29 protein-coding genes are annotated in these 25164 nt (G+C 74.8%); 19 read left to right on the forward strand and 10 right to left on the reverse strand.

Going from position 1 to position 25164, the window contains the following annotated elements:
* Positions 1-125: 125 nt before the first annotated feature.
* Positions 126-782, reverse strand: a complete 657-nt coding sequence (locus ACIQG9_RS22740) for a DUF1345 domain-containing protein (protein WP_400405704.1) — start codon at positions 780-782, stop codon at positions 126-128.
* A 32-nt stretch (positions 783-814) separates the two neighbouring features.
* Positions 815-1087, reverse strand: a complete 273-nt coding sequence (locus ACIQG9_RS22745; protein ID WP_400405706.1) for a DUF2795 domain-containing protein — start codon at positions 1085-1087, stop codon at positions 815-817.
* A 153-nt stretch (positions 1088-1240) separates the two neighbouring features.
* Between ACIQG9_RS22745 and ACIQG9_RS22750 the strand changes: the two genes are divergently transcribed.
* The 6 genes from ACIQG9_RS22750 (at position 1241) to ACIQG9_RS22775 (ending at position 6228) form a co-directional block, all read left to right on the forward strand.
* Entirely contained in the window at positions 1241-1654 is a 414-nt protein-coding gene (locus ACIQG9_RS22750; protein WP_400405708.1) for a DUF2267 domain-containing protein, read from the forward strand.
* A 241-nt stretch (positions 1655-1895) separates the two neighbouring features.
* Positions 1896-2915 (forward strand): TerC/Alx family metal homeostasis membrane protein, encoded by a 1020-nt coding sequence (locus ACIQG9_RS22755; protein WP_400405711.1) that lies wholly within the window; start codon positions 1896-1898, stop codon positions 2913-2915.
* A 99-nt stretch (positions 2916-3014) separates the two neighbouring features.
* Positions 3015-3605, forward strand: coding sequence for a sulfite oxidase-like oxidoreductase (locus ACIQG9_RS22760; protein ID WP_400406045.1), 591 nt, complete (start codon positions 3015-3017; stop codon positions 3603-3605).
* Between the two features lies 1 nt (position 3606).
* Positions 3607-4368 (forward strand): ferredoxin reductase, encoded by a 762-nt coding sequence (locus ACIQG9_RS22765; protein WP_400405713.1) that lies wholly within the window; start codon positions 3607-3609, stop codon positions 4366-4368.
* Between the two features lie 16 nt (positions 4369-4384).
* Positions 4385-4678, forward strand: a complete 294-nt coding sequence (locus ACIQG9_RS22770; protein WP_400405715.1) for a DUF6510 family protein — start codon at positions 4385-4387, stop codon at positions 4676-4678.
* A 248-nt stretch (positions 4679-4926) separates the two neighbouring features.
* Complete coding sequence (locus tag ACIQG9_RS22775) at positions 4927-6228, forward strand: NAD(P)/FAD-dependent oxidoreductase (protein ID WP_400405717.1); 1302 nt, start codon at positions 4927-4929, stop codon at positions 6226-6228.
* A gap of 76 nt (positions 6229-6304) precedes the next feature.
* Here the strand turns inward: ACIQG9_RS22775 and ACIQG9_RS22780 are convergent, their stop codons facing one another.
* From ACIQG9_RS22780 to ACIQG9_RS22790, 3 genes are all read right to left on the reverse strand, one after another.
* Entirely contained in the window at positions 6305-7387 is a 1083-nt protein-coding gene (locus ACIQG9_RS22780) for an AI-2E family transporter (RefSeq protein WP_400405719.1), read from the reverse strand.
* A 64-nt stretch (positions 7388-7451) separates the two neighbouring features.
* On the reverse strand, positions 7452-8246 hold the full coding sequence (locus tag ACIQG9_RS22785; protein WP_400405721.1) for a spermidine synthase: 795 nt from the start codon (positions 8244-8246) through the stop codon (positions 7452-7454).
* Positions 8247-8314: 68 nt separating this feature from the next.
* Positions 8315-9283 (reverse strand): DUF2267 domain-containing protein, encoded by a 969-nt coding sequence (locus tag ACIQG9_RS22790; protein ID WP_400405723.1) that lies wholly within the window; start codon positions 9281-9283, stop codon positions 8315-8317.
* A 186-nt stretch (positions 9284-9469) separates the two neighbouring features.
* Here ACIQG9_RS22790 and ACIQG9_RS22795 point away from each other — a divergent pair, with 186 nt between their 5' ends.
* Positions 9470-9784, forward strand: a complete 315-nt coding sequence (locus tag ACIQG9_RS22795; protein WP_400405726.1) for a hypothetical protein — start codon at positions 9470-9472, stop codon at positions 9782-9784.
* Positions 9785-9845: 61 nt separating this feature from the next.
* Here the strand turns inward: ACIQG9_RS22795 and ACIQG9_RS22800 are convergent, their stop codons facing one another.
* Positions 9846-10232, reverse strand: a complete 387-nt coding sequence (locus ACIQG9_RS22800) for an STAS domain-containing protein (protein WP_400405729.1) — start codon at positions 10230-10232, stop codon at positions 9846-9848.
* Positions 10233-10444: 212 nt separating this feature from the next.
* Here ACIQG9_RS22800 and ACIQG9_RS22805 point away from each other — a divergent pair, with 212 nt between their 5' ends.
* From ACIQG9_RS22805 to ACIQG9_RS22820, 4 genes are all read left to right on the forward strand, one after another.
* A complete protein-coding gene (locus tag ACIQG9_RS22805; protein WP_400405732.1) occupies positions 10445-11764 on the forward strand; it encodes a PP2C family protein-serine/threonine phosphatase in 1320 nt (439 codons plus the stop codon).
* Between the two features lie 86 nt (positions 11765-11850).
* Positions 11851-12198, forward strand: coding sequence for an STAS domain-containing protein (locus ACIQG9_RS22810; RefSeq protein ID WP_400405734.1), 348 nt, complete (start codon positions 11851-11853; stop codon positions 12196-12198).
* A 72-nt stretch (positions 12199-12270) separates the two neighbouring features.
* Positions 12271-12717, forward strand: a complete 447-nt coding sequence (locus ACIQG9_RS22815; RefSeq protein WP_400405737.1) for a response regulator — start codon at positions 12271-12273, stop codon at positions 12715-12717.
* A 153-nt stretch (positions 12718-12870) separates the two neighbouring features.
* A complete protein-coding gene (locus ACIQG9_RS22820; RefSeq protein WP_400405740.1) occupies positions 12871-13410 on the forward strand; it encodes an ATPase in 540 nt (179 codons plus the stop codon).
* A gap of 15 nt (positions 13411-13425) precedes the next feature.
* On the opposite strand, the gene ACIQG9_RS22825 is transcribed toward ACIQG9_RS22820, so the two are convergent.
* The gene (locus ACIQG9_RS22825; protein ID WP_400405743.1) at positions 13426-14271 is read right to left on the reverse strand and encodes a hypothetical protein; all 846 of its coding nucleotides are present in this window, start codon (positions 14269-14271) and stop codon (positions 13426-13428) included.
* A gap of 514 nt (positions 14272-14785) precedes the next feature.
* Here ACIQG9_RS22825 and ACIQG9_RS22830 point away from each other — a divergent pair.
* Entirely contained in the window at positions 14786-15733 is a 948-nt protein-coding gene (locus ACIQG9_RS22830; protein WP_400405746.1) for an endonuclease/exonuclease/phosphatase family protein, read from the forward strand.
* A gap of 2 nt (positions 15734-15735) precedes the next feature.
* Here the strand turns inward: ACIQG9_RS22830 and ACIQG9_RS22835 are convergent, their stop codons facing one another.
* On the reverse strand, positions 15736-16161 hold the full coding sequence (locus ACIQG9_RS22835) for an OsmC family protein (RefSeq protein ID WP_400405749.1): 426 nt from the start codon (positions 16159-16161) through the stop codon (positions 15736-15738).
* Between the two features lie 74 nt (positions 16162-16235).
* Entirely contained in the window at positions 16236-17186 is a 951-nt protein-coding gene (locus ACIQG9_RS22840; RefSeq protein WP_400405752.1) for a serine/threonine-protein kinase, read from the reverse strand.
* 188 nt (positions 17187-17374) lie between these two features.
* Between ACIQG9_RS22840 and ACIQG9_RS22845 the strand changes: the two genes are divergently transcribed.
* The 6 genes from ACIQG9_RS22845 (at position 17375) to ACIQG9_RS22870 (ending at position 24213) form a co-directional block, all read left to right on the forward strand.
* On the forward strand, positions 17375-17608 hold the full coding sequence (locus ACIQG9_RS22845) for a hypothetical protein (RefSeq protein ID WP_400405755.1): 234 nt from the start codon (positions 17375-17377) through the stop codon (positions 17606-17608).
* Between the two features lie 138 nt (positions 17609-17746).
* Positions 17747-18493, forward strand: a complete 747-nt coding sequence (locus tag ACIQG9_RS22850) for a response regulator transcription factor (RefSeq protein WP_400405758.1) — start codon at positions 17747-17749, stop codon at positions 18491-18493.
* Positions 18471-19985 carry an ATP-binding protein gene (locus tag ACIQG9_RS22855; protein WP_400405762.1) on the forward strand — a complete coding sequence of 505 codons (1515 nt, stop codon included), beginning with the start codon at positions 18471-18473 and terminating at the stop codon, positions 19983-19985. The genes ACIQG9_RS22850 and ACIQG9_RS22855 overlap by 23 nt, the downstream gene beginning before the upstream one ends.
* A 44-nt stretch (positions 19986-20029) precedes the next feature.
* A complete protein-coding gene (locus ACIQG9_RS22860) occupies positions 20030-22246 on the forward strand; it encodes an ArnT family glycosyltransferase (RefSeq protein ID WP_400405765.1) in 2217 nt (738 codons plus the stop codon).
* 3 nt (positions 22247-22249) lie between these two features.
* Positions 22250-23473 (forward strand): glycosyltransferase, encoded by a 1224-nt coding sequence (locus ACIQG9_RS22865; protein WP_400405768.1) that lies wholly within the window; start codon positions 22250-22252, stop codon positions 23471-23473.
* Between the two features lie 50 nt (positions 23474-23523).
* Complete coding sequence (locus ACIQG9_RS22870) at positions 23524-24213, forward strand: helix-turn-helix domain-containing protein (protein WP_400405770.1); 690 nt, start codon at positions 23524-23526, stop codon at positions 24211-24213.
* 111 nt (positions 24214-24324) lie between these two features.
* Here the strand turns inward: ACIQG9_RS22870 and ACIQG9_RS22875 are convergent, their stop codons facing one another.
* A complete protein-coding gene (locus ACIQG9_RS22875) occupies positions 24325-24723 on the reverse strand; it encodes a VOC family protein (protein ID WP_400405772.1) in 399 nt (132 codons plus the stop codon).
* 191 nt (positions 24724-24914) lie between these two features.
* Here ACIQG9_RS22875 and ACIQG9_RS22880 point away from each other — a divergent pair, with 191 nt between their 5' ends.
* Positions 24915-25148 carry a hypothetical protein gene (locus tag ACIQG9_RS22880; protein WP_400406059.1) on the forward strand — a complete coding sequence of 78 codons (234 nt, stop codon included), beginning with the start codon at positions 24915-24917 and terminating at the stop codon, positions 25146-25148.
* Positions 25149-25164: the final 16 nt, after the last annotated feature.

Below are 25164 nucleotides of genomic sequence, written 5' to 3' on the forward strand. Positions count from 1 at the left end.
TGATGATCGTGGCAGCGATGCCCACCCGGTTCGGGTGACCACCCGGCGGTTCGCCGGTGAACAGGTACGCGTGGCGCCCCAGGTCGCGGTTCGTGACCCGGGGCGCGCGCCTTTTTCCGGGCTTGTCACGGGGCGACCAGTCCGGCCAGCAGGTTCACCGTCGCGGCGATGATGATCGCCCCGAACAGGTACGACAGCAGTGCGTGCCGGAGCACCGTCCGGCGCATGACGTGACTGGTCAGGTTGGTGTCGGAGACCTGGAAGGTGGCCCCGACGGTGAGCGCCACGTACGCGAAGTCGGCGTAGCAGGGCGGTTCCGACTGGTTGAAGTTGATGCCGCCGTCGGGACCGGTGTAGTACAGCCGGGCGTACCGGGTGGTGAAGACGGTGTGCACGACGAACCACGACAGCAGCACGCTGACGATGCCCAGCCCGCCGTAGGCTTCCCGGAGCGGTTCGGGTGACACGGTGCGCGCGGTGGTCAGCACGACGGCCACCGCCAGCAGGCTGGCCAGGCAGGCGGTCAGCAGCAGGACGTCCCGGGTGGCCCGGTTGGAGTCCTGGTGCACGGCCAGGGCGGCAGTGCGCCGGGCGTCCGCCGGCCAGAGCGTCCGCCACACCAGTGCCAGCCAGCTCAGCGCCGCCGCGTCCCAGCCCACCAGCGGTGCCAGCGCCGGCGAGACGAGCACGGCGAAGATGCCGCCGAGCAGCAGGCCGGCCACGCCCATCACGACGAGCTGCACGGACGCCGGGGTGTGTCCGTCCGGCGCCCGTCTGATCACCCCCGGCACCTCGCCGCCCGTCGCGGGGCGGGTCAGAGGCCGCGTAGGTGCTGCGAGACCCGCTGGTGCCGCTTGTCCCGGGCCTGCGTGGCGCGCTGCGCCGGCCCGACCTCCGGGGCGGCGTCGATGCCGGCGGAGCGGGCCACCTCGGTGCCGTTGGCGTAGTCCACCGGCGGCAGGGCGCGCAACGCCCGCAGCACGTCCGGCGGGGCGCCCTCCCGTTCCGCCTCACGTACCACGGCGTCCTTCTCCGCCGGGTAGTCCAGGCTGGACAGGTACTGCAGGACGTCGGTGTAACTCGCCATGGCGTGCGCTCCCTCGCCGGTTCGATCCGGTCACGACCGGCGGCGGATACCCGTCCGGGTGGCGGTCACGCGCCCGCCAGGCGGGAAAATCGGCGTCGTTTCCCGACCGCCGCGCCGGGTATCCCAGCGGCCCGACGCCGTAGGGAGTCCCGCATGAACTACGACACCTTCGTCGACCAGGTGGCCCGGCGTACCCGGACCGACCCGGAACGGGCCGTGGCGCTGACCCACGCGACCCTGGCGACCCTCGCCGAGCGGTTGACCGGTGGCGAGGTGCTCGACCTCGCGACCCAGCTACCCGCCCCGCTGCGGCTGGCGCTGCGACCGAGCCCGAGCACCGAGGCCGCCGACCGGTTCGGCGCCGCGGAGTTCGTGGCCCGGGTGGGGCAGCGGGCCGACCTGGACGAGCCGGCCGCCCGGGACGTGGTGCGGGCGGTCTTCGTCACGTTGCGTGAGGCGGTCAGCGGCGGCGAGTTCGACGACGTGGTGATCCAGCTTCCCCGCGACTACCGGGACATGGTGGAGCCGGCGCTGACGCCGGGCGCGACCGTGCTGCGCCGGACCTGATCCGCGGCGCACCCGACCGGCCGGCACCCAGCCGTTGACCAGGGCAACCACAGCCGACGACGCGGGCGCGCCCGACTTGGCGAGTGGTCTGAGCCTGGCCTAACCTGGACCGTACGAGGGGAGTACTTCCCACGAACCATGCCGGTCAGTACGGCGTGCCCCGGGCACGCCTCGGGTGGTTGCCCACACCGAACGTGGGTGAAGGAGACCTCGAACATGGCACGGTGTTCGAGGAGGCTCCATGACCGATCCGTCGTACCTGTCCGCCGGTGAGTTGTCGTCGGTCGGCACACCCACCCTCTGGGCGGTCACCATCGCCGGTGTGCTCGCCCTGCTGGTGCTCGACTTCCTGGTCACCCGCCGGCCACACGAGGTGTCGATCAAGGAGGCGCTGGGCTGGTCGGCGTTCTACATCGCGCTGCCACTGGCCTTCGGCGGCTGGCTCTGGTCCCGCTTCGGTTCCCAGCAGGGCGTGGAGTACCTGACCGGCTACCTGGTCGAGAAGTCGCTCTCGGTCGACAACCTCTTCGTCTTCATGCTGCTGCTGGCGGCGTTCGCGGTGCCGGCCGTGCTCGCCCAGCGGGTGCTGCTCTACGGCATCGCCGGCGCGCTGGTGCTCCGCGCGATCTTCATCGCCCTCGGCGCCGCCGCGTTGCAGACCCTCGACTTCGCCTTCCTGCTCTTCGCCGTCATCCTGATCGCCACCGCGGTCAAGCTGCTGCGCGACGCCCTCTCCGGGCACGAGCAGGAGGTCGACATCAACACGATGCGGTCGGTGCGGCTGCTGCGGAAGTTCATGCCGGTGGTCGACGAGTACCACGGCACGAGGATGACCATCAGGCAGCACGGCCGCCGGGCGCTCACCCCGCTCGCCCTCGTGGTGGTCGCGGTGCTCGCCACCGACATCGTCTTCGCGGTCGACTCGGTGCCCGCCGTCTACGGCATCACCGAGGACCCGTACCTGGTCTTCGCCACCAACGCCTTCGCCCTGCTCGGTCTGCGCGCGCTGTACTTCGTGCTGCACGCCGCGCTGAGCCGCCTCGTCCACCTCAGCTACGGCCTGGCGATCATCCTGGCCTTCATCGGCGTCAAGCTGGGTCTGCACTGGGCGCACGGCATCTGGTCCGGGGTGCCGGAGATCCCGACGCTCGCCTCGCTCGGCGTCATCATCGGCGTGCTGGTGGTGGTCACCCTCACCAGTCTGCGGGCCACCCGGGACCGGGAGCCCGGCGAGGCCGAGGTGGTCACCGACCGGCGCTGACCGTCGGTGGTGCCGGCGCTGACCGCCGGCACCACCGGTGGGTCTGCCCGAACGCTCCCGCCCGCACCCGGCGGGTGGTACGACTGACGGGTGGGCATCGTGTCACCGGGCTTCCAGGGCCGCCGCCGGACGACCGGCGCGGCCCTGCCGCCGGGGCAGTACCTGACCGAGGACTTCCCGGTGCTCTCCGCCGGGCCGACCCCCAAGGTGTCCCTGGACACCTGGGAGTTCGTCCTGTCCACCGAGACGGGCACCGAGTTCCGCTGGTCCTGGGACGAGCTGATGGGCCTGCCGCAGGAGACGCCGATGGTGGACATCCACTGTGTCACCCGGTGGTCCAAGCTCGGCACCACCTGGCAGGGCGTCTCGCTGGACACCCTGCTCGACGGGGTGGACACCGGGTCACGCTACGCGCTGGCCCACTCGTACGGCGGCTACTCGACCAACCTGCCGCTGGACGACCTGCGCGGCGGGCGGGCCTGGGTGGTGCACGGCTACGACGGCGGGCCGCTCCCCGCCGAGCACGGCGGCCCGGCCCGGCTGCTGGTGCCGCACCTCTACTTCTGGAAGTCGGCGAAGTGGGTGCGGGGGATCCGGCTGCTCGCCGACGACCAGCCGGGTTTCTGGGAGACCGCCGGCTACCACGACTACGGCGACCCGTGGCGCGAGCAGCGCTATCAGGGCGACTGAGGTGACCGCGTCCACGACCGGTGCCCGGGTCGCCGCGCCGCTGGGTTGGCGGGTGGCCCGGCTGGTGCACCGGCGGGTCGAGACGCCCACCGCGCAGACCCTGGTCCTGGAGGCCCCCGGTTGGCCGGGCCACCTGCCCGGCCAGCACGTGGACGTCCGGCTCACCGCGCCGGACGGCTACCAGGCGGCCCGGTCGTACTCGCTGGCCGGCCCGGCCGACGGGGACCGGATCGCGTTGACCGTGCAGCAGGTGCCCGACGGCGAGGTGTCGCCGTACCTGATCGACACCTGGGCCGAGGGCGACCCGGTGGAGGTGCGCGGGCCGGTCGGCGGTTGGTTCGTCTGGCGGCCCGAGGAGACCGCGCCGGTGCTGCTGGTCGCGGGCGGCTCCGGGGTGGTGCCGCTGATGGCGATGGTGCGGGCCCGCCGGGCCGCCGGCAGCCGTACGCCGTTCCGGCTGATCTACTCGGTGCGCACCCCGGCGGACGGCTTCTACACCGACGAGCTGCGCGCCCGCGCCCGCGACGACCTGGGTCTGGACGTGACGTACGTGTACACCCGCGAGGCGCCCGACGGGTGGCGGGGCGAGCCGCACCGGATCGGCCTGGCCGACCTGACCACCCACGGCTGGCCGGCCGACGGGGAGCCGCTCTGCTACGTGTGCGGCCCGACGGGTTTCGTGGAGACCGTCGCGGACCTGCTGGTGGGGCTGGGCCACCAGACCCGGCGGGTACGGACCGAACGGTTCGGACCGACCGGCTGACCGGCGAGGAGAGCCGATGACCGAGATGTCGTACGTGGACGGCAACATGCTCGACGGGCCGCTGCGCGAGCTGTTCGCCGTCGACCTCAGCACGGCGACCGGGCGGTGCGCGTCCTGCGGGACGGTCGGGCCGATGGCCGGCCTGCGGGTCTACTCCCACGCCCCCGGGCTGGTCGGCCGCTGCCCGGCCTGCACCGAGGTGATGCTGCGGCTGGTCCGCGCCCCCGACCGGGCCTGGCTGGACCTGCGCGGCGCCACCTACCTCCAGGTGCCGATGCCGGCGCAGCAGCCCCTTCCGCGTCCGGTCTGAGCGTCGCGGCACGCCTCGGCCGGTCGGACCCGTGGTGCTGGTCGGCTCCGACGGCCGCGGTCCGGTCCTCCCGCAGGCTTCCTCCGCGCCCGCGACCAGGGTTTCCGGTGGGACAACGCGGCGGTGCCGGGGCGGGAGTGTTTCGCGCCCGCCTGACCGCTCGGGTGCCCGGCCGCCCGCGCGAACCACCCGGAGGATGCCTGATCCCGACACGTTTGTCCCGCCCCGGGGCGGGAACGGCAGCGGGCATGACGAAACCTCGTGTGGTGATCGTGGGGGCCGGTTTCGCCGGTTACCACGCGGCGAAGACGTTGAGCCGGTTGGCCGGCGACCGGGCCGAGATCGTGGTGCTGAACTCGACCGACTACTTCCTCTACCTGCCGCTGCTGCCCGAGGTGGCCGCCGGGGTGGTCGAGCCGGCCCGGATCTCGGTGCCGCTGACCGGCACCCTGCCCGGGGTGCGGGTGGTCGTCGGTGAGGCCGACCGGGTCGACCTGCAGAACCGGTGGATCGGCTTCACCCAGCCCGAGGGGGACCGGGGTCAGCTCGCCTACGACCGGCTGGTGCTCTCCGTGGGCAGCGTCAACAAGCTGCTGCCCATCCCGGGTGTCACCGAGTACGCCCACGGCTTCCGTGGCCTGCCCGAGGCGGTCTTCCTGCACGACCACGTGGTCCGCCAGATCGAGCTGGCCGAGCAGGCCGAGGACCCGGCCGAGCAGCAGGCGCGGGCCACCTTCGTGGTGGTCGGCGCGGGCTACACCGGCACCGAGGTCGCCGCGCACGGCCAGCTCTTCACCGACGCGCTCCGGGCGCAGCGGCCCCGGCTGACGGTCCGCCCCCGCTGGAAGCTGCTCGACGTGGCCCCCCGGGTGCTGCCGGAGCTGGACCAACGGATGTCGCAGACCGCCGACCGGGTGCTGCGCCGCCGGGGGGTCGACGTCCGGATGGGCACCTCGGTCGCCGAGGCCACCGCCGACGGGGTGAAGCTCACCGACGGCGAGTACGTCCCGACCTGCACGCTGGTCTGGTGCGTCGGGGTCCGTCCCGACCCGTTCGTCGCCGAGCTGGGCCTGCGCACCGAGAAGGGCCGGCTGGTGGTGGACGAGTACCTCAACGTCCCCGGCTTCCCCGAGGTGTACGCCTGCGGCGACGCCGCCGCCGTGCCGGACCTGGCCCACCCCGGCCAGATCTGCGCGATGACCGCCCAGCACGCGCAGCGGCAGGGCAAGCTCGCCGCGCACAACATCGCCGCCTCCTACGGCCACGGCGGTCGCCGGGCGTACAAGCACCACGACCTGGGCTGGGTGGTCGACCTCGGCGGCCGGGACGCCGCGGCGAACCCGTTCAAGCTGTCGCTGTCCGGGTTGCCGGCCAAGGCGGTCACCCGTGGGTACCACCTGCTGGCGATGCCCGGCAACCGGGCACGGGTCAGCGCCGACTGGGTGCTCGACGCCACCCTGGCCCGGTCGGCCACCCAGTTGGGTCTGGTGCCGGCCAACGCCGTCCCGCTGGAGAGTTCCTCGCCCGAGGTGCCGGCGCGGAACCGCTGACCGCGGCACCCGCCCGACCGCCGGTCAGCCGGCACCCGCCCGACCGCCGGTCAGCCGGCACCCGCCCGACCGCCGGTCAGCCGGCGGACGCCGGGCCGTCGGTGCCGGTGGGCCCGGTCGGGGCCCGCCGACGGCCCGGCACGAACTCACGCAGCAGGAGCTGGACGATCCCGGCCGCCGGGATGGCCAGCAGCGCCCCGACCAGCCCGGCCAGCTCGGCCGCGATCAGCACGCTGACCAGCACGGTCAGCGGGTTGAGCCGGACCGCGCGGGACATGATCACCGGTTGCAGCAGGTGGTTCTCCACCTGCTGGTAGACGACGAAGAAGACCAGCACCACGATCCCCGCAGTGGGGGAGCGCAGGAAACCGGCCCCGGCCGCGATGATCGCCCCGAGCGTCGCGCCGACCAGCGGGATCAGGTCGGCGACCGCGACCAGCAGCGCGATCACCGCCGCGAACGGCACCCCGGCCAGGACCAGGATGACGTACGTCCCGATCCCGCAGATCACGCTGATCAACAGGTTGCCGCTGAGGTAGCCGGTGATGGTCCGGGAGGTCTCCCGACCGATCCGGCGCAGTCGTCCGGCCGTGGCGTCGCCGACCGTGCCCAGGGTGGCCCGGACGATCCGGGGCGCCTCCAGCACCATCAGGTACGCCAGCACCATGACGGTGACCAGCCCCGCCAGGGTCTGCAGCACCCCACGGACCAGGCCCACCGCCGGCTGGCGCAGATCACCGCCGTACCGGCGGACCTGGTCGGAGTGGCGGCGGGCGTACTCCAGCAGGCCGAACCGGTCGAGCAGCGCACCGACCGGTCCCTGACCGGCGCGGGTCTGCCGCAACAGCTCCGGGGCCCGGTCGACGAACCGGCCCAGCTCGTTGACCAGCGGCACCAGGATCACCGCGCCGACCACCGCGAGCACCGCGAACACGGCGAGGAAGACCAGCAGGGTGGCCACCGCCCGGTGTCGCACCAGGCGGCGCTCCACCCGGTCCACGAGAGGCTTCAGCGCCACCGCGAGAAACGCGGCGACCAGGATCCAGACCAGTACCCGGCGGGTCGCCCAGAGCAGCGCCAACCCGACCACGGTGGCCAGCACCAGGCCGATCACGATCAGCGCCCGGCGGGCGGTGCACCGGTCATCGGCGGCACTCATCCGGCGCGGCTACCCGGGTCGGCGGCCGGGAAACCCGCCGGGCCACCCGGCCGGCGGGAATCCGTCAGCCGCCGAGAGTGGCGTCGCTGGCCGGTCGGGCACCGCCGACGAACCCGTCCAGGTCGCTGCCGTGCAGCACCCCGCCCGGCACTCGGTCGGCGGCGGCCCGGGCGGCCAGCCGGCGTACCGGCAGCCGGCCCGGCGTGGCGGCGGCGGCGAGGACCAGGTTGCCGTACCGCCGCCCGCGCAGCATCCGCCGGTCGGCGACCAGGCACACGTCGGCGAGGACCGCGCGCAGGGTGGCCACCTGCGTCCGGGTGAACACCAGCGGCGGCAGGTCGGTGACGTTGACCAGGTAGATCCCGTCCGGGCGCAGGGTCCGCGCCACCTCGGCGACGAACTCCACGCCGGCCACGTGCGCCGGCATCCGGGCCGCCCGGTAGATGTCGGCCAGGACCAGGTCGTACGCCCCCGGCGGCGCTCCGGTGACCGCGTCCCGGGCGTCGGCCACCTCGACCCGCACCTCGGGCGGCACCGGGGGCAGACCCCGACCGACCAGTTCCACCACCGCCGGGTCCCGCTCCACCACCCGCTGCGCCGAGCCCGGACGGGTCGCCGCGACGTACCGGGGCAGCGTCAACGCGCCCCCGCCCAGGTGCAGCACGTCTAGCGGTCGGCCAGCGGGGGCCGCCAGGTCGACCACGGTGGCCATCCGGCGGACGTACTCGAAGTGCAGGTGACGCGGGTCGGCCACGTCCACGTACGACTGGGCGACGCCGGCGGCCAGCAGGGTGCGCCCGGTGCGACGGGCCGGGTCGACGACCAGGTCCAGCCGGTCGGCGTCGGCGGCGCGGTCCATGCCGGCACGCTAGCGGGCCGGCCGGTGCCGGCGGGCGCGGGGCCCGCCGGCGGTGCCGGCGGACCCGGTCAGCCCGAGGCCATTCCGGCGCCGGCCTCGTCGATCGCGGCGTCGACCCGGTGCGCCAGGTCCACGTCCTGCCCGGTGACCGTGCCGGCCTGCCGGGTGCGGACGGTCAGCACCGCGTTGTCCGGGTCCGGGCGGCCGATCTGCGGCCCCCGGCCGGTCTCCACCCGGAGCTGGTCGAGCCGGTCCAACACCCGGTCCAGGTTGCCCGGCGGCAGCTCGATGGTCCGCACCAGCGAACGCCGGTCGCTGGACCAGTACGGCAGGTCGTCGAGCGCGTCGCGCAGAGCCTGCTCGGTCAGCGGCGCGGTGCCGCCGCGCGCGCCGACCAGCCCGCCGCCGGCCGCCGGCGGTGCGAGCAGGTCCCGCAGGCCGTCCGGAACGTCCAGCGAGTCCACCAGGTCGCCGGCGTGGTCGGCCAGCGCGGCGAGGGTCGCCTCCGCCTGGTAGCGGGCCTGCTCCGGGGTGAGGCGGCTGCGCCGGCCCACCTCGGCCAGGAAGCCCGGCAGATCCCGGTGCCGCCCGATGTCGTCGACCGGCAGCACGTCGTGCAGCTTCACCGGCACCGCCGCGAGCAGCCGGTCGCGCTCCGCCTCGTCCAGGGCCCAGGCCAGCGTCAGCACGGTCGCCTCGGCGGCCACCTTGGCCTCGAAGAAGTCGACCCCGGCCCGGCGACCCACGTCGTCGACCAGCGCGCGGTAGCCGACGGGTCCCACGCCCGGTGTGCCCTGGCCCGGATCCGGCAGGGGCCGGGTGGTGGCCGTGGCCGGCGGGGCCGGTCCGCCCCGGGTGCCGTCCGGCTTGTGCCGCCCGGCCGGCGGGGGACCGGAGCGGCGACCCCGGTCGAGGCTGGTGAGCTGCTTGGACGCGCTCAGGCTGGTGCCCGTCTCACTCGGCTGTCGGCCCTGCTCGCGGGCTTGGCGGGCCAGCGCGCGGCGGCGCTGGTTGTCGCCCTCCATCTGCTTGCGCATGATGGCACCTCACTCCCTGTCGGGTTCGGCTCCGTTCCCCGACCGCGTTCCCGCCGTCCGGCGGGAGGTAACGGGCCGGGGCGGACCGGCGGGTTCATTCCCGGGGGGTGAGGGGCGCTCACCCGTCCGCGCCGCACGATCGGGGCGACCGGAGGTCTTCCGACGCACGCGGAAGGGAAGGTCGACATGAAGAGGATCGTCGAGATCGTCCCGGCCCGCCCCGGCTGGTACTCGCGGTGGCAGGTCGCCCCGGAGCAGACCCGGTGCTACCCGGTGAGCCTGTGGGCCCTGGTGGAGGAGGCCGACGGCTCGGGCCGTGAGGTGGTGGGCGTGGACTGCGCCGGCCAGTGGCCCGGATCAGACGACAACGAGGCGGGTGGGGAGTTCGTCCGGTATCTGTTCCAGGGGCCCGATTCCGGTTCTCCGGAGGATGCCGAACCGCCGTCCCCCGCCGAGCTGCGGTCGACCGGTCCGCGACTGCAACCGGTCGTCACCGCCTAGACCTTTCTCCGGCCCCCGGCCCCTGGTCCCAGGGTCGGGGGCCACCCCGGCAGGCCCGGAATCAGGCGGAGGCGGAGTGCCCGGCCGTGCCGACGCCGGGTCGCTCGGGCAGCGGGCGGGCCAGCAGGCCGGTGACGCCCGTCATGTCCAGGATGGTGTCCAGGAACCGTGGCGTGGAGCGCAGCCGGATCGCCGTCCCGGCCTGGTGACCCTCCCGCCAGGCGTGCACGATCACCGAGAGCCCGGTGCTGTCGATGAAGATCAGGCCGGCGAAGTCGAGGACGAGCGTCGGTGGCCGGTCGGCCAGCGCCCGCTCGACCTCCTTGCGCACCGGCCCGCAGGTGGTGAAGGCCAGGTCGCCACCGATCGAGATGACGGGAGCGTCGGGATCCGAATGGTCGACCGACAGGCTCAGCGGGGTCGCCTCGGGATTCCTTCCATAGGGCACCACATCACGCCTTTCCGCAGGGCTGCCGGTCGGGCAGAACTTCTCGGGATCGTAACAACCTCCGGGACACCCCGCCGGGTACCGGCAGCACCGGCGACGGCGGCGGTGCGGTGGCGCTACCGCCGTATCGGCGTAGGGTGAGGTGTACAGATGGAACACATGGGCCATTTCCGCGGGATCGCGGTGTCGAGACGAGGAGTGGGGCTTAGCTGGTGACTGCCGCCGACGTCAGGGGCTCCGACCCGGGCGACGGCAGGATCGCCACGCCGAGCGCCGTACGGGTGCCGTCGTCCGCCGACCCGGTGAGCGGGGGAGCGTCCGCGCTGCCGCCGCCGGCCCCCGACCGCGGCCACCCCGGGCCCGACTGGTCCGAGGTCGTCGGGTACTTCCGCGAGGGACTCGTGGTCTGTGATGCCGACGGCGTGGTGCGCCACCTGAGCCCGGTAGCGGAGCGGCTGCTGCCCGAGGTGGCAGCCGGCCGCCCCCTGGCCGCCGCCGGGATTCCCGCGCTGACCGACGCCGCCACCGACGGGTTCGGCCACCACGACCGGCGGCTGCGGATCCGTCGAATGCGCCTGGCCGGCTCGGGTGGCTGCCTGTACGTCGAGGACGTCACCGACAGCGCCTCCCGGGCCGACGCGCTGCTCGCCGAGCGGGCCCGCTCCGCCGTCCTCGACCGCGACCAGGCCGAGGTGGCCGACACCCTCCAGGCCAGCCTGCTGCCGGTCGAACCGGCCACGGCCCCCGGCGTCCAGTGGGGTACGGCGTACCGCCCGGCCCAGGCGGCCCTGCGCATCGGCGGCGACTTCTACGGCGCGTACCGGCTCGCCGACGGCGGCTCGGTGTTCTTCCTCGGCGACGTCTCCGGCAAGGGCGTGGCGGCGGCGGTCTTCACCGGGCAGCTACGCCAGTGCCTGCAGGCGTTGCACCGGGTCGAGTCGAACCCGGGCCGGCTGGTGCAACTGCTCAACGACGCCCTGCTGGAGACCACCCCGGCGGACGGTCAGGGTCGTTTCGCCACCATGGTGCTCGGCGTGGTGCGCCCACAACGCGACGGTGGCCTGTCGTTGACCATGGCCGGCGGCGGGCACCTGCCGCCGCTCGTGCTGCGCAACTCCGGGGACGTCGAGACGGTCCCGCTGCGGGGGATGCTGCTCGGCGTGGTGTCCGACCCACGGATCAGCGAGGTCACCGTACGGCTGGCGGCGGGCGAGACCTGCCTGCTCTACAGCGACGGGGTGACCGAGGCCCGCGGCGGTCGGTGCGGTGACGAGCAGTTCGGCCAGGATCGCCTGGTCGACGCGGTCTCGGCCTGCCACCGGGTGCCCGCTCCGGCGCTCGCCGAGCGGGTCGAGCAGGTCACCTGCGACTGGCTGGCGCACGGCGACCACGACGACATCGCGGTGCTCGCCCTGCGGGCCACCGGCCCGGGTGGACGTCCGCCTCGGCACCTGCACGCCGTTCCCGCGATGGGTCGGTCCGCCGAGGGATCCGGAGTCCCGGTCGTCACCGGTCCCCGGGCCCGGCGCTGACGCGGCGGTGCGGCCTTACCGGTCAACGCTGCGTATACTTGCTCCACTGCAAGGGTCGGCCTGCGGTCGGAGCGAGAGGGACGACGTTGACCTTCACCGTCACGCACGCCGAGCGGGATGGTGCCGGCAGGTGCCTGCGGCTCGTCGGCGAGCTGGACATGAGCACCGCCGGCGAACTCAACACCGAGATCGACCGGCTGGTGGCCGACGGTGAACGCCGCCTGTTGCTGGACCTCACCGAACTGACCTTCTGCGACTCCACCGGCATCGCGGCGTTCGTCCGGGGGGACAACCTCGCCGCCGCCGACGGCGGGTGGTTGCGCCTGGTCGGGGCGACCGGCCGGGTGGACCGGGTGCTTCAGGTGACCGGCCTGGCGGACGTGCTGCGGTACCGGCCGGAGCCGGCGGACCCGAGGTCGCAGTCCACCCCCTGATGGGCTAAATTTCCCCGCCAGCGGGTGACCGAGACCGTCGACCCCGATCGCCGACACAGACAGGTTGGACCCATGGACCGAGGCGCCACGAACCCCGTCCGCATCCTGGTGGTCGACGATGACCCGGGTGACGTCCTGATGATCGAGGAGGCCCTGGAGGACTCCGAGATCGAGAAGGTCATCAACGTGGTCAGCGACGGTCAGGAGGCGATGGAGTTTCTCCGGCAGGAGGGCCGGCACGTCGAGGCCCGCCGCCCCGACGTGATCCTGCTGGACCTCAACATGCCCCGGATGGACGGCCGCCAGGTGCTCGGCGAGGTCAAGCAGGACGAGGACCTGCGCACCATCCCGATCGTGGTGCTCACCACCTCGAACGCGGACACCGACATCGTCGGGAGCTACACGTTGCAGGCCAACGCCTACGTGACCAAGCCGATCGACCTGGACGACTTCAACGACGTGGTGCGTCGCATCGACGAGTTCTTCGGCCGGGTCGTCGTGCTGCCGAAGCGCACCTGACCGGCGGTCACCGTCCCGCGCCGACCGCCGTGGCCGTCCCGCCTCGGCGGTCGTGCAGTTGCTGAACATTTTTCCCGAACCCCCTCGGCGGTCGCCGGCAGCCGTGAGGATCGAGCTGGGGACAGACGTACCAGCTTCCTGGGGGGCGGCAGAATGAGATTCTCCGTGGTGGAGACCGGCTACGACCGGCGGCAGGTCGATTCCTGCCTGGACGAGCTGGGAGTCCGGTTGATCCGGCTCGCCGCGCGGGCCGAGGTGGCCGCCGGCGCCGGTCGGGAGTGGGACCAGATCCGGCAGGAGGCCACCCTGCTCTGCGGGCTGGTGGACCACCAGGAGCCGGCCCGGGACGACCGGGCGACGGCCCGGCGGGCGGCGTCGGCGGTCGAACGCGAGGCGGCGGCGATCCTGGCGCAGGCGCGCAGCGAGTTGGACGCCGCACGCGAGGAGGCCCGGCAGGTACGCGAGCGGGTGTACGCCGAGGCGGTGCGGGCCCGCCGCGAGTTCGAGGCCGCGCTGCACGAGCGGCGCCGGCGGGCGGTCCGGGTGGACCAGGTGCTGACCGGGGCGACCGTGGAGCCGGTGCCGGCCGACACCCCGACCGCGGCTGCCGCCGGTGTCCCGGCCACCCGGGTGGCGACCGGGGTCAACGAGGTGGCGGTCGAACGGCCGGAGCCGGGCACCCGGGTGGCCTGAGCGGCCGGCAGTGGCTCAGGTCAGCGCCCCGACCACGGTGGTGGCGCGCCCCTCGTGCGGGGCGTACGCGTCGGGGAAGGCGGAGACCTGCACGGCCTGCGCGGCGGCGGTGAGGCTCAGGTCCCGCCAGCCGGGCACCTCGGCCAGCGCCGAGTAGAACGCCCGCGCCGCGTAGGCGGGGCGCATCAGCTCGGCCACGGTGCCCCAACCGCTGCTGGGTCGTTGCTGGAACAGGCCGACCGAGTCGTGGTCGGAGCCGCTGCCCTGGTGCGGGTGGTCGTACGACTCGGGCAGCACGTCGCTGGCCAGGTTGTACAGGTCGCTCTCCTGTATGGCGGTGGCCACGGCGACCACCAGGCCACGCCGGGGCACGCCCAGCTCGACGCCGACGTCGACGATCACCTTGGCGTTGTCCATCTGGGCCTGGGTGAGTCCGGCGACCGGGCGGGGCCGCGCCGGCCGGGTCGGCTTGGTCGGCTTCGGGGCCGTGCGGCGGGTGGCCGCCGGGCCGGGGGTGGCGGGGACCGGGGTGACCGGTACGGCGAGCGGCGAGGCGGCCCGCTCCAGCGAGCGGTCGGCCCGCCGGTCGTCGGCGGCCCGGTCGGCCAGCACCTCCCCGACCGGCTGGGGCTGGCGGTCGCCCTGCGCCCCGGCGAACGCGAGCAGGCCGAGGCAGCAGGTCACGCCGCCGGCGAGGGCGACCCGGGCGGGGGTCGAGGTGAGCGCGGCGCGGGTCCCGCGTCGGGGGCGCTCCGGTGCCCGGTGCCGGCCGATCCTCCGTTCACCCGATGTCGCCTCGGCCGAAGGGGGATCCGGACGGGTTGCGGTCGGCTGCTGCTCAGCGGTCTCGTCGGGATGCACCCGCCGAGGTTAGAGAGCCTGCGGACGCCTGCCACCGGTGTCATTGGTGGCATGCGCCACAATTCGCCGCTATCCGCCCGGATATTGTCCACGCCACGCCATTAAAGACGCCAAAGTAGCAAGTCATACTTGTCACCTATTCCGGTTTTACCGGTGGATAGCGGCCGGCGATCCGTCGAGGTCGCCCGGCGTCCGACCCTCGGTCGTTCGGAGGAGGCGGCGGTGTTCGTACCGCTGAGGGTGGCCCCGGCCGGGCGGCCGATCCCCGGGCTCCGGGGATCGGGCCCCCCCCCCCGCCCCCGCGCGGGGCCCACCCGCAGGGGGCCGGCCCCCCGCTAGAGCACGCCCGGCCCGGCGGCCGCCGCCGGGCGGGGGCCCCGGGGGGCCCCCCCGGGGGGGGTGGGGGGGGGGGGGGGGGGGCCGCCCGGGGGGGGGGGCCCGGGGGGGGGGGCCCCCCCCGGGGGGGGGGGGGGCCGCCCCCCGGCCCGCGCCCCGGCTCGGTACCATCCGGACGGTGACCGCGCACATGATCGACGAGCCCGTCCGCGACGACGCCGGCCGGCCCGCCGACCGGCGCGGCCTGTCGTTGGTCATCCTCGCGGTGCTGCTCGCCGCGCTGCTGGCCGGTCACCGGGCGGTGCCCAACGTGCACGGCCTCGGCAGCCTGCTCGACAGCGCCACCCCGCTGCTCGGCCTCGCGGTGCCGGTGCTCGCCCTCGCCGCCCTGCTGCGCCGCTCCCGGCGCGCACTCGTGGCGGTGCTGCTGCCCGCGGTCGCCTGGGCGCTGCTCTACGGCGACGCCTGGCTGCCCCCGGCCAACGGTGCGGGCCCGGCCGGCATCCGGGTGGCCAGCCAGAACCTGCGCGCCGGCAACCCCGATCCGACCGCCACGGTGACCCCGCTGGTCGACTCCGGGGCGGACCTCATCGCGCTCCAGGAGGTCGACGACGCCGACCGGGTCGCCTCGGGGCTGCGCGGGTACCCGCACCGGGCGGCGGTCTCCACCGTCGCGCTGTGGAGCCGGTACCCGATCCGGGAGTCGGCCGGCGTGGACACCGGCCTCGGCTGGACCCGCGCCCTCCGCGCGGTGGTCGCCACCCCGGGTGGCGACCTGGTGGTCTACGTCGTCCACCTCGGTTCGGCGCGGGCCGGGCAGACCGCCACCCGCGACGAGACCGTCCGGACCCTGGCCCGTACGGTCCGCGCCGACCCCGCCGACCGGATGGTGGTGCTCGGCGACCTGAACACCGCCAGCACCGACCGGGTCTTCACCCCGTTGACCGACCTGCTGCACGACGCGCAGGCCGAGGCGGGGCAGGGGTTCGGCTTCACCTGGCCGGCGGCGGTGCCGGTGACCCGCCCCGACCACGTGCTCTACCGGGGGCTCACCCCCACCACGGCCGGGGTGCTGCACACCCCGGACACCGACCACCGGGCGGTGACCGCCGGCTTCCGCTGGTGAGGTCAGTGCCGGCCGTTCTCCGCCGCGCTGACCGTCAGCCGGTGCCGGCTGTTGTCGCCGCTGGAGAAGGGCCAGAGCCGGTCGGCGTACGCGACCAGGTCGGCCAGTTGGTCCCGGCTCAGCCCCACCGACGAGATACTGGCGTGCACGTCGGCCCGGTACCGGCCGTCGTCGTCGCGGCCCAGCTTCGCCTCGGCGGTCACCCGTACCGTGTGCGCCTCGTCGGTGATCTCCCCGGCCGCCTCGACCGCCGCGTGGTGCAGACAGGAGGCGAAGGCGGCGGCGAGCAACTGCTCCGGCGTCAGCCCGGTGCAGTGCGGCGCCAGTGGCGACGCCAGCGCGGTGGACAACCCGCCGTCGTCGGTGCGTACGTGACCACCCGCGGCGGTCGCGCTGGCCTCATGCAGCCAGGAACTCGGATCCGGCATCGCGTTCCTCCCGTCCCTCACCGGCCGCGTTCCCGGCCTCGAACGGGTGAAACGCCGCGTCCGGCCCGGCGGGCTCAGGCCGATCCGGTACGGGACCAGTCGTCGGGGGCCACCGCCTCGGTCGCCTCGGTCGCGGCCCGCTCGGTCCACGGCGACACCGGGGCGCTGCGCGGCCGGGGCACCGACGTCAGCATCGGCACGTAGACCCGGGCGTCGACCACCTCGGCCAACAGCAGCGCCGCCATCAGGCTGGTCGGCCGCTGCGCCGGGTCGTCGTCGAGGCAGCGCCGGCACAGGTCCGCCACCTCCGCCGGCAGCCCCGGCACCGGCGGCAGCGGCTCCGGCGCGACCCGGCGTCGGGCACCGACCAACTCGGTGGCCGTGGTCCCCGCCGGGTACGGCAGCCGCCCGGTGAGGCAGTAGTAGAGCAGCACGCCCAGCGCGTACATGTCGGCGGCGGGGGTGGCCGGCTGCCGGTCGAACTGCTCCGGCGCGAGGTACGCCGGGGTCCCCACCACCATGCCGTCCGGGCTGTGGTCGGGTGCGCCGGCCGGGGTGGCGATGCCGAAGTCGAGCACCTTCACCCCGCACGGGGTGAGCATCACGTTGGCCGGCTTGACGTCGCGGTGGACGATGCCGTGCGCGTGCGCGGCGGACAGCGCAGCGGCCACCTCGGCGCAGACCCGCACCGCGATCCGCCAGTCGAGTGGCCCGGCGCGCAGGTGCTCGGCGAGGGTCTCCCCCTCCACCAACTCCATCACGAGGTACGGCGTCTCCCGCCCGGGCAGCCCGTGGGAGGTGCCGAAGTCGTGCACGCTGGCGACGTTGGGATGCACCAGCCGGGCGGCCGAGCGGGCCTCCGCCCGGATCCGCTCCACCGAGGTCTCCTCGCCCCGGTGCCCGGGGGACATCAGCTTCACCGCCACCGGCCGGTCGAGCACGCTGTCGTGGGCCCGCCACACCTCGGACATCCCGCCCATGCCGATGCGCTGTTCGAGCTGGTAACGCCCGGCCAGCCTCCTCATCGACCCGCTCCTGTCTGTTCCTGCGCGTCGCCGGCAGTGGCGTCGGCGCTTCCGAGCGGTACCCGGCCTCCCATCAGGGCAAACCGCGACCCGGTCGGGCCGAGCGCCCCCGGGGTGGCCGCCCGGTGCGGTAGCTTGCGGCCAGGGTGGCGGGCCGCGACGCCGAACCGCCGGGACGGGAGGGCTGGATGAGCCAGGTGACCGTACGCTTCGTCGGCGGGCCGGCCCACGACCTGGTCCGCGCGCTGCCGGCCGGACCGGCTGGTGAGCCCCCCGCCCGCTGGGTGCTGCGCCACCCGGACGCGGCGCCGGCGGCCGGTGGCGGCGGCCCCGACCACCTCTACCAGCGGGCCCAGCCGGCCGGTGACGGGGTCTGGACGATGTCCTTCGTCCACACCTACCCGATCGGCGCGGGCGAGTAGCCGTCCGCGACATCCCGCCCGGTTCGGCCCGCGCGCCGACGCCGGGGCCGGTACGGTGCGAGCGGGGCCCGCCGCGCGCACAGCCGGCACACAGAATGCGCACAGGCCGACGCCAGCAACCGGACCAACGATGGGGGCATGGTGACCGACGGGCAGACCGCGCAGAACCGGATCGAGCTTCGCCGCCCCGACGGCGAGCCCGTCCGGGTGCTGGTGGTCGACGACGAGTCCACGCTCACCGACCTGCTCTCGATGGCGCTGCGCTACGAGGGCTGGCAGGTGCGCAGCGCGGGCAACGGCATGGCGGCGCTCAGCGCCGCCCGGCAGTTCCAGCCCGACGCGGTGGTGCTCGACGTGATGCTCCCCGACCTGGACGGCTTCCAGGTGCTGCGCCGGCTGCGCGAGCAGACCCCGACCGTGCCGGTGCTCTTCCTGACCGCCCGGGACGCCGTCGAGGAGCGGATCGCCGGGCTGACCGTCGGCGGCGACGACTACGTCACCAAGCCGTTCAGCCTGGAGGAGGTCATCGCCCGGCTGCGTGCCCTGCTCCGCCGGTCCGGCTTCGCGGTGGCCACCCGGGAGGAGGCCGTGCTCACCGTCGGCGACCTCAGCCTGGACGAGGACAGCCACGAGGTACGCCGGGGCGGCGACCTGGTCACCCTGACCGCCACCGAGTTCGAACTGCTGCGCTACCTGATGCGCAACCCGCGCCGGGTGCTGAGCAAGGCGCAGATCCTCGACCGGGTGTGGAACTACGACTTCGGCGGGCAGGCCAACGTGGTCGAGCTGTACATCTCGTACCTGCGCAAGAAGATCGACGTCGGCCGGTCGCCGATGATCCACACCCTGCGGGGTGCCGGCTATGTCCTCAAGCCCGCGGAGTGACCTGGCGAGCCGGCTGCGGCGCCGGCTGGCCGGCTGGTCGCTGCGCCGCCGGCTGGTGCTCGCCGTGGTGGCGCTGCTCGCCCTGGTCAGCGTCGGCATCGGCGGGCTGACCACGGTCGCGCTGCGGCACTTCCTGATCAACCAGGTCGACAACCAACTCGCCATGGACAACCGCCGCCACGACAGCCGGCTGCCCTGGGAACGGGCACCGGACCAGCAGTGGCCCCCCGACCAGACGACGGACCGGCAGGTGCAGCCCGAGCCGCCGCCGACGTTCCCGACCGGTTCGATCGGGGTCAAGGTCACCCCGCAGGGTGAGACGTCGGCGCGCATCCGGACCAACTCCGGCCCGACCGCCGGGCTCACCGCCGCCGAGGTCGCCCCGCTGACCAGGCTGCCCACCGACCGCACCCCGCGCACCGTCGACCTCGGCGGCCGGGGAAACTACCGGGCGGTGGCCCGTCAGGTGCCCGACGGTGACGTCCTGGTCTTCGCCATCCCGCTGGCCGGGGTGGAGGAGACGGTGTGGTGGATGGTCGTCGCCCAGGCGGGCGTCGCCGCCGCCGGCCTGCTCATCGCCGGCAGCCTGGGCGCGCTGATCGTCCGGGCCACGCTGCGCCCGCTGAACCGGGTGGCGGCCACCGCCGGACGGGTCGCCGAGCTGCCGCTGGACCGGGGGGAGGTGGCGCTGTCGGTGCGGGTGCCCGCCGCCGACACCGACCCGCGTACCGAGGTCGGGCAGGTGGGGGCGGCGCTGAACCGGATGCTCGGCCATGTCGCCGCCGCGCTCGCCGCCCGGCAGGCCAGCGAGACCCGGGTACGCCAGTTCGTCGCCGACGCCTCGCACGAGCTGCGCACCCCGCTCGCCGCGATCCGGGGCTACGCCGAGGTGGCCCGGCGCGGTCGGGACCGGGTGCCACCGGACGTGGCGCACGCGCTGCGCCGGGTGGAGTCCGCCAGCACCCGGATGACCAGCCTCGTCGACGACCTGCTGCTGCTGGCCCGGCTGGACTCCGGGCGTCCGCTGGCGACGTCCCCGGTCGACCTCACCGCACTGGTCGTGGACGCGGTCAGCGACGCCCACGTCGCCGGCCCCGAACACCGTTGGCAGCTCGACCTGCCCGACGAGGCCCTCGAGGTGCCCGGGGACACCGTCCGGCTGCACCAGGTGGTGGCGAACCTGCTCGCCAACGCGCGGGTGCACACCCCGCCGGGCACCACCGTCACCACCCGGATCGCCCCGGTGCCCGGCGCGGTGGAGATCAGCGTCGCCGACGACGGCCCCGGCGTGCCACCGGAGCTGCGCGACGAGGTCTTCGAGCGGTTCGCCCGGGGCGACAGCTCCCGGTCCCGGGAGCACGGCAGCACCGGCCTCGGACTGGCCATCGTGGCCGCCGTGGTGGAGGCCCACCACGGCGCCGTCGAGTTGACGAGCGGACCGGGACGGACCGTCTTCACGGTCCGCCTGCCGGATTCCACAGCCGACGCATAGCCCGGTCATGGGGTCGGCCCAACCGGCTCGCCCAGGCTTGCCGGATGGACAGAACCGAGAGCCTGCTGACCGCGCCGGCGAGCCGGCCGGACGCCGTGACCGAACCGCCGGCCGCGCCGGAGCCCGCCCCCGCCGGTGAGCCGCCCGCCCCGCCCCGCCGCGATCCGCGCTGGGTCAGACCCGCCCTGGCGGTGCTGCTGCTCGGCACCGGCCTGCTCTACCTGTGGGGCCTGGGCGCCTCCGGCTGGGCGAACTCGTTCTACTCGGCGGCGGTGCAGGCCGGTGCGGAGAGCTGGCAGGCGTTCTTCTACGGCTCCTCCGACGCGGCCAACTCGATCACCGTGGACAAGACCCCGGCGTCGCTGTGGCTGATGGCCCTGTCGGTACGGATCTTCGGGCTGAGCGGTTGGTCCATCCTGGTGCCGCAGGCGCTGCTCGGGGTCGCCTCGGTCGGCGTCCTGTTCGCCACCGTCCGCCGCTGGTACGGCCCGGCCGCCGGGCTGATCGCCGGGACGGTCCTGGCGCTCACCCCGGTGGCCACGCTGATGTTCCGGTTCAACAACCCGGACGCGCTGCTGGTCTTCCTGCTGGTGCTCGGCGCGTACGCCACGGTGCGGGCGGTGGAGACGGCCGGCACCCGGTGGATCGTGCTGGTCGGCGTGCTGGTCGGCCTCGGTTTCCTCACCAAGATGCTCCAGGCGTTCCTGGTGGTCCCGGTGTTCGCCGGGGTGTACCTGCTGGCCGCCCCGACCGGCCTCTGGCGGCGGGTCCGTCAGCTCCTGTTGGCCGGCGTGGGGCTGGTCGTCGCCGCCGGTTGGTGGGTGGCGACGGTGGAGCTGGTGCCGGCGAGCGCCCGGCCGTACATCGGCGGCTCGCAGCACAACAGCATCCTGGAGCTGACCCTCGGCTACAACGGTCTCGGCCGGATCACCGGCGACGAGGAGGGCAGCGTCGGCGGCGGTGCCCGGATGGGCGGCGGCGGTGGCGGGCCGTTCTCCGGCCAGTCCGGCTGGCTGCGGATGTTCGACACCGAGGTCGGCGGTCAGATCTCCTGGCTGCTGCCGGCCGCGCTGATCCTGCTCGTCGCCGGCCTGCTGCTGGCCGGTCGGGCGGCCCGCACCGACCGCCGTCGCGCCGGTCTGTTGCTCTGGGGCGGCTGGCTGCTGGTCACCGGGCTGATCTTCAGCTTCATGTCCGGCATCTTCCACGCGTACTACACGGTGGCCCTGGCCCCGGCGGTCGGCGCGCTCGTCGGCATCGGCACGGTCCTGCTCTGGCGGGAACGCCGGGCCGCCCGGTGGCGTGGGCTGGCCGCCACCAGCACCCTGGCGGTGACCCTCGCGGTCACCGCCTGGTGGTCCTGGCGGCTGCTCGGCCGCAGCGCCGAGTTCCACCCCTGGCTGCGCACGGTCGTGCTGGTCGCCGGCCTCGCCGTGGCGGTGCTGGTCGTCCTCGTCCGTCGGCTGCCCCGCCGGCTGGTGCCGGTGGTGCTGGCGCTCGGCGCGTCGGCGGCGCTGGCCGGGCCGGCGGCGTACGCGGCGCAGACCGCCGCCACCCCGCACACCGGGTCCATCCCGAGCGCCGGCCCGTTCGTGCAGGGCGGTTTCGGTCCGGGGCGCGGCGGGCCCGGCGGCCGGCTGGGCGGCGGCATGGAGTTCCCCGGTGGCGGCCAGTTCCCGGGCTTCCCGGGCTTCCCGGGCGGCAACCAGAACGGCGGCACGGGCCAGAACGGCCAGTTCCCCGGCCTCCCCGGCGGCAACCAGGGCGGCGGTCCGGGGCAGTTCCCCGGCTTCCCGGGCGGCGCCCAGGCCGGCGGCACCGGCCAGAACGGCGGCACCGGCCAGGACGGCCGGCGGGCCGGCGGCGGCCGGTCGACCAACGGTGGCGGCATGGGTGGGCTGCTCGACTCCCGCGAGCCGAGCGCCGAGCTGACGGCGCTGCTGACGGCCGACGCCGACCGGTACACCTGGGTCGCGGCGACCGTCGGCTCGAACAACGCCTCCGGCTACCAGCTCGCCACCGGTGAGCCGGTGATGCCGATCGGCGGTTTCAACGGCAGCGACCCGTCGCCGACGCTGGCCCAGTTCCAGCGGTACGTGGCCGAGGGAAAGATCCACTACTTCGTCGGCGGTGGCGGGTTCCGGGCCAACGGCGGCAGCTCCGCCTCCCAGGAGATCGCCTCTTGGGTCGCCGGAGCCTTCCCGTCGAAGACCGTGGACGGGGTCACCGTCTACGACCTGAGCAGCGGAAAGCAGGGCTGAGGCATGACGTACACCAGCCCCCGGCCGGCGGTCGAGACCCGGGCCGGCGCGCCGACCGCCGTGCTGGACGTGGTGGTGCCGGTCTACAACGAGGAGGCCGACCTCGGCCCCTGCGTCCGGCGGCTGCACGCCCACCTCAGCGCCCACGTCCCGTACCCGTTCCGGATCACCGTGGCGGACAACGCCAGCGTCGACGGCACCCTCGCCGTGGCCGAGGCGCTCGCCGTGGAGCTGCCGCACGTCGAGGTGCGACACCTGGACGCCAAGGGCCGGGGGCGGGCGCTGCAAGCCGCCTGGTCGGCCTCGGACGCCCCGGTGCTGGCGTACATGGACGTGGACCTGTCCACCGACCTGGCGGCGCTGCTGCCGCTGGTCGCCCCCCTCATCTCCGGCCACTCCGACCTGGCCATCGGGACCCGGCTGGCGCGCACCTCCCGGGTGGTGCGGGGCGCCAAGCGGGAGGTGATCTCCCGGGCGTACAACCTGCTGCTGCGGGGCACCCTCGCGGCCCGGTTCTCCGACGCGCAGTGCGGCTTCAAGGCGATCCGCGCCGACGTGGCCCGGGAGTTGCTGCCGCTGGTGCAGGACACCGGCTGGTTCTTCGACACCGAGCTGCTGGTGCTCGCCCAGCGTGCCGGGCTGCGCATCCACGAGGTGCCGGTGGACTGGGTGGACGACCCGGACAGTCGGGTGGACGTCGTGGCCACCGCGCTGGCCGACCTGCGGGGCATCGGCCGGCTGGGGCGGGCGCTGCTCACCGGGGCGCTGCCGCTGGCGACGCTGCGGGAGCAGTGGGGCCGGGCACCGCTGGCCGTCCCGCCGGCGCAGGTGCCGGTCGGGCTGCCCGGCCAGCTCGCCCGGTTCGCCCTGGTCGGGGTGGCCAGCACGGTGGCGTACCTGCTGCTCTTCGTGGCGTCCCGGGGGGTGCTCGGCGCGCAGCCGGCGAACCTGCTGGCGCTGCTGGTGACGGCGGTCGGGAACACCGCCGCGAACCGGCGGCTCACGTTCGGCATCACCGGCCGCCGCGACGCCGGCCGGCACCACCTGCAGGGGCTGCTCGCCTTCGGCCTCGGGCTGGCGTTGACCAGCGGGTCGCTGGCCGCCCTGCACGCGGCGGGCACCCCGTCCCGGCCGGTCGAGCTGGTCGTCCTGGTGGCGGCCAACCTGGCCGCGACGGCGCTGCGGTTCCTGCTGCTCCGGTTCGCGATGCACCATCGCCGGAGCTGACCGGGCCGCGGCTGACCGGCCCGGCACCGGCGGCGTGGCAGGGTGGGGTGGTGTATCGGGAACGACCAGCCGCAGTGATCACCGGTGCGGTGCTCTGGGCCAGCGAGGCCGGGCCGGACGCCCCGCCGACCCGGGTGCTGCCCGACGGCTGCCTGGACCTGCTCTGGTCCAGCCGGGCCGGGCTGCTGGTGGCCGGGCCGGACCGCAGGGCGCACCTGAGCCGCTCGGCTGCGGGGGAGCGGTGGCGCGGGGTCCGGCTGCCGCCCGGCGTCGGGCCCGCCGTCTTCGGTGTCCCCGCCGACGAACTGCGCGACCGGCGGGTGCCGCTCGACGCGCTCTGGGGCCGCGCCGCGGCCACGCTCGCCGAGCGGCTCGGCCCGTCGCCCACCGCCACCGCCCTGGCGGCGGTGGCCGCCGACCGGCTGGCCGCCGGGGGCGGCCCCGATCCGCTCGCCGTCCGGGTCGCCGCCCTGCTCGCCGCCGGGGCCACGATCACCGCGACCGCCGCCGAGGTCGGCCTCGGCCCGCGCGCCCTGCACCGGCGCAGCCAGGCCCTCTTCGGGTACGGCCCGAAGACCCTCGCCCGGATCCTGCGGCTGCGCCGGGCGCTCGCGCTGGCCCACGGCGGCGTCGGGCTGGCCGAGGTGGCCGTCCGGGCCGGCTACGCCGACCAGGCGCACCTCACCCGGGACGTCCGCGACCTGGCGGGTGTTCCGCCGACCGTCCTGCTCGCCCGCTGACCACCTCCGGGTGCCCGACGCGGGTCGGCACGCGAGCCTTCCGGGCGTACGGCCCGGCCCGATGGTGCCCGTGCCGGTCCCTTCGGAGCTGATGACGTGGACGAATCCGGGTCAGCTCGGGGGCAGCGGGGCGTACAGGTCGACGCCGTTGCCGTCGGGGTCGTGCAGGACCGCGTACCGCTGGCCCCAGACGGCGTCCCAGGGCGGCAGTTCGCCGTGGTAGCCGGCGTCGGTCAGGGCGGTCCAGTACCGGTCCACCTCGGCGGGGTCGGCGCACCGGAACGCCAGGCTGGTCCGGGGGCTGCCGCTCGGCGGCGTCCACCCGGGGTGGAAGCCGCGCACCACCGACACGTCGTCCCAGGCGAGCCGGATCCCACCGGGCAGGGTGACCTCGACGTGCACCTCGCGATCGGCGTCGGCGGGGATGTCCAGGCCGAGCCGGCGGTAGAAGTCGAGGCTGCGGGCCATGTCGGCGACCACCGTGCCGACGAGATCGAAGCGAGGCGTCATGGGGCCACGCTAGCCGGGTGCCCGCCGTGGGGTCTTGAACGGAACGGACGGGAGCGGGGTGGTTCATGTCGCCGCGCGGTCGCTCCGGACGACGTACGGTGTCAGGGAGCAATCCGGCATTAAACGTCAAATGACGCATTGGTGCTTACCTGTGCTGCCGGATCCATGACGGCGAGGGAAGGGAGCGGCCGGTGACGCACCTGGCCTACCTGGACGCGGGGTCCGGCAGCCTGATCGTGCAGGCGATGGTCGGCGGGGCGGCAGGCGCGGCGGTCGCCGCCAAGCTCTACTGGCGGCGGCTGGCCGCCCGGCTCCGCCGGCAGCCCACCGGTGCGGCCGAGTCCGCCCCCACCCACCGGCAGCCCACCGAACCTCCCGCGACCGCCCCGGCTGCCCGCCCGCGGCGACAGCCCACCGACACCTGACGGCCGGCGCCCACGG

The sequence above is a fragment of the Micromonospora sp. NPDC092111 genome (genome assembly GCF_044755745.1).
Lineage (GTDB): Bacteria > Actinomycetota > Actinomycetes > Mycobacteriales > Micromonosporaceae > Micromonospora.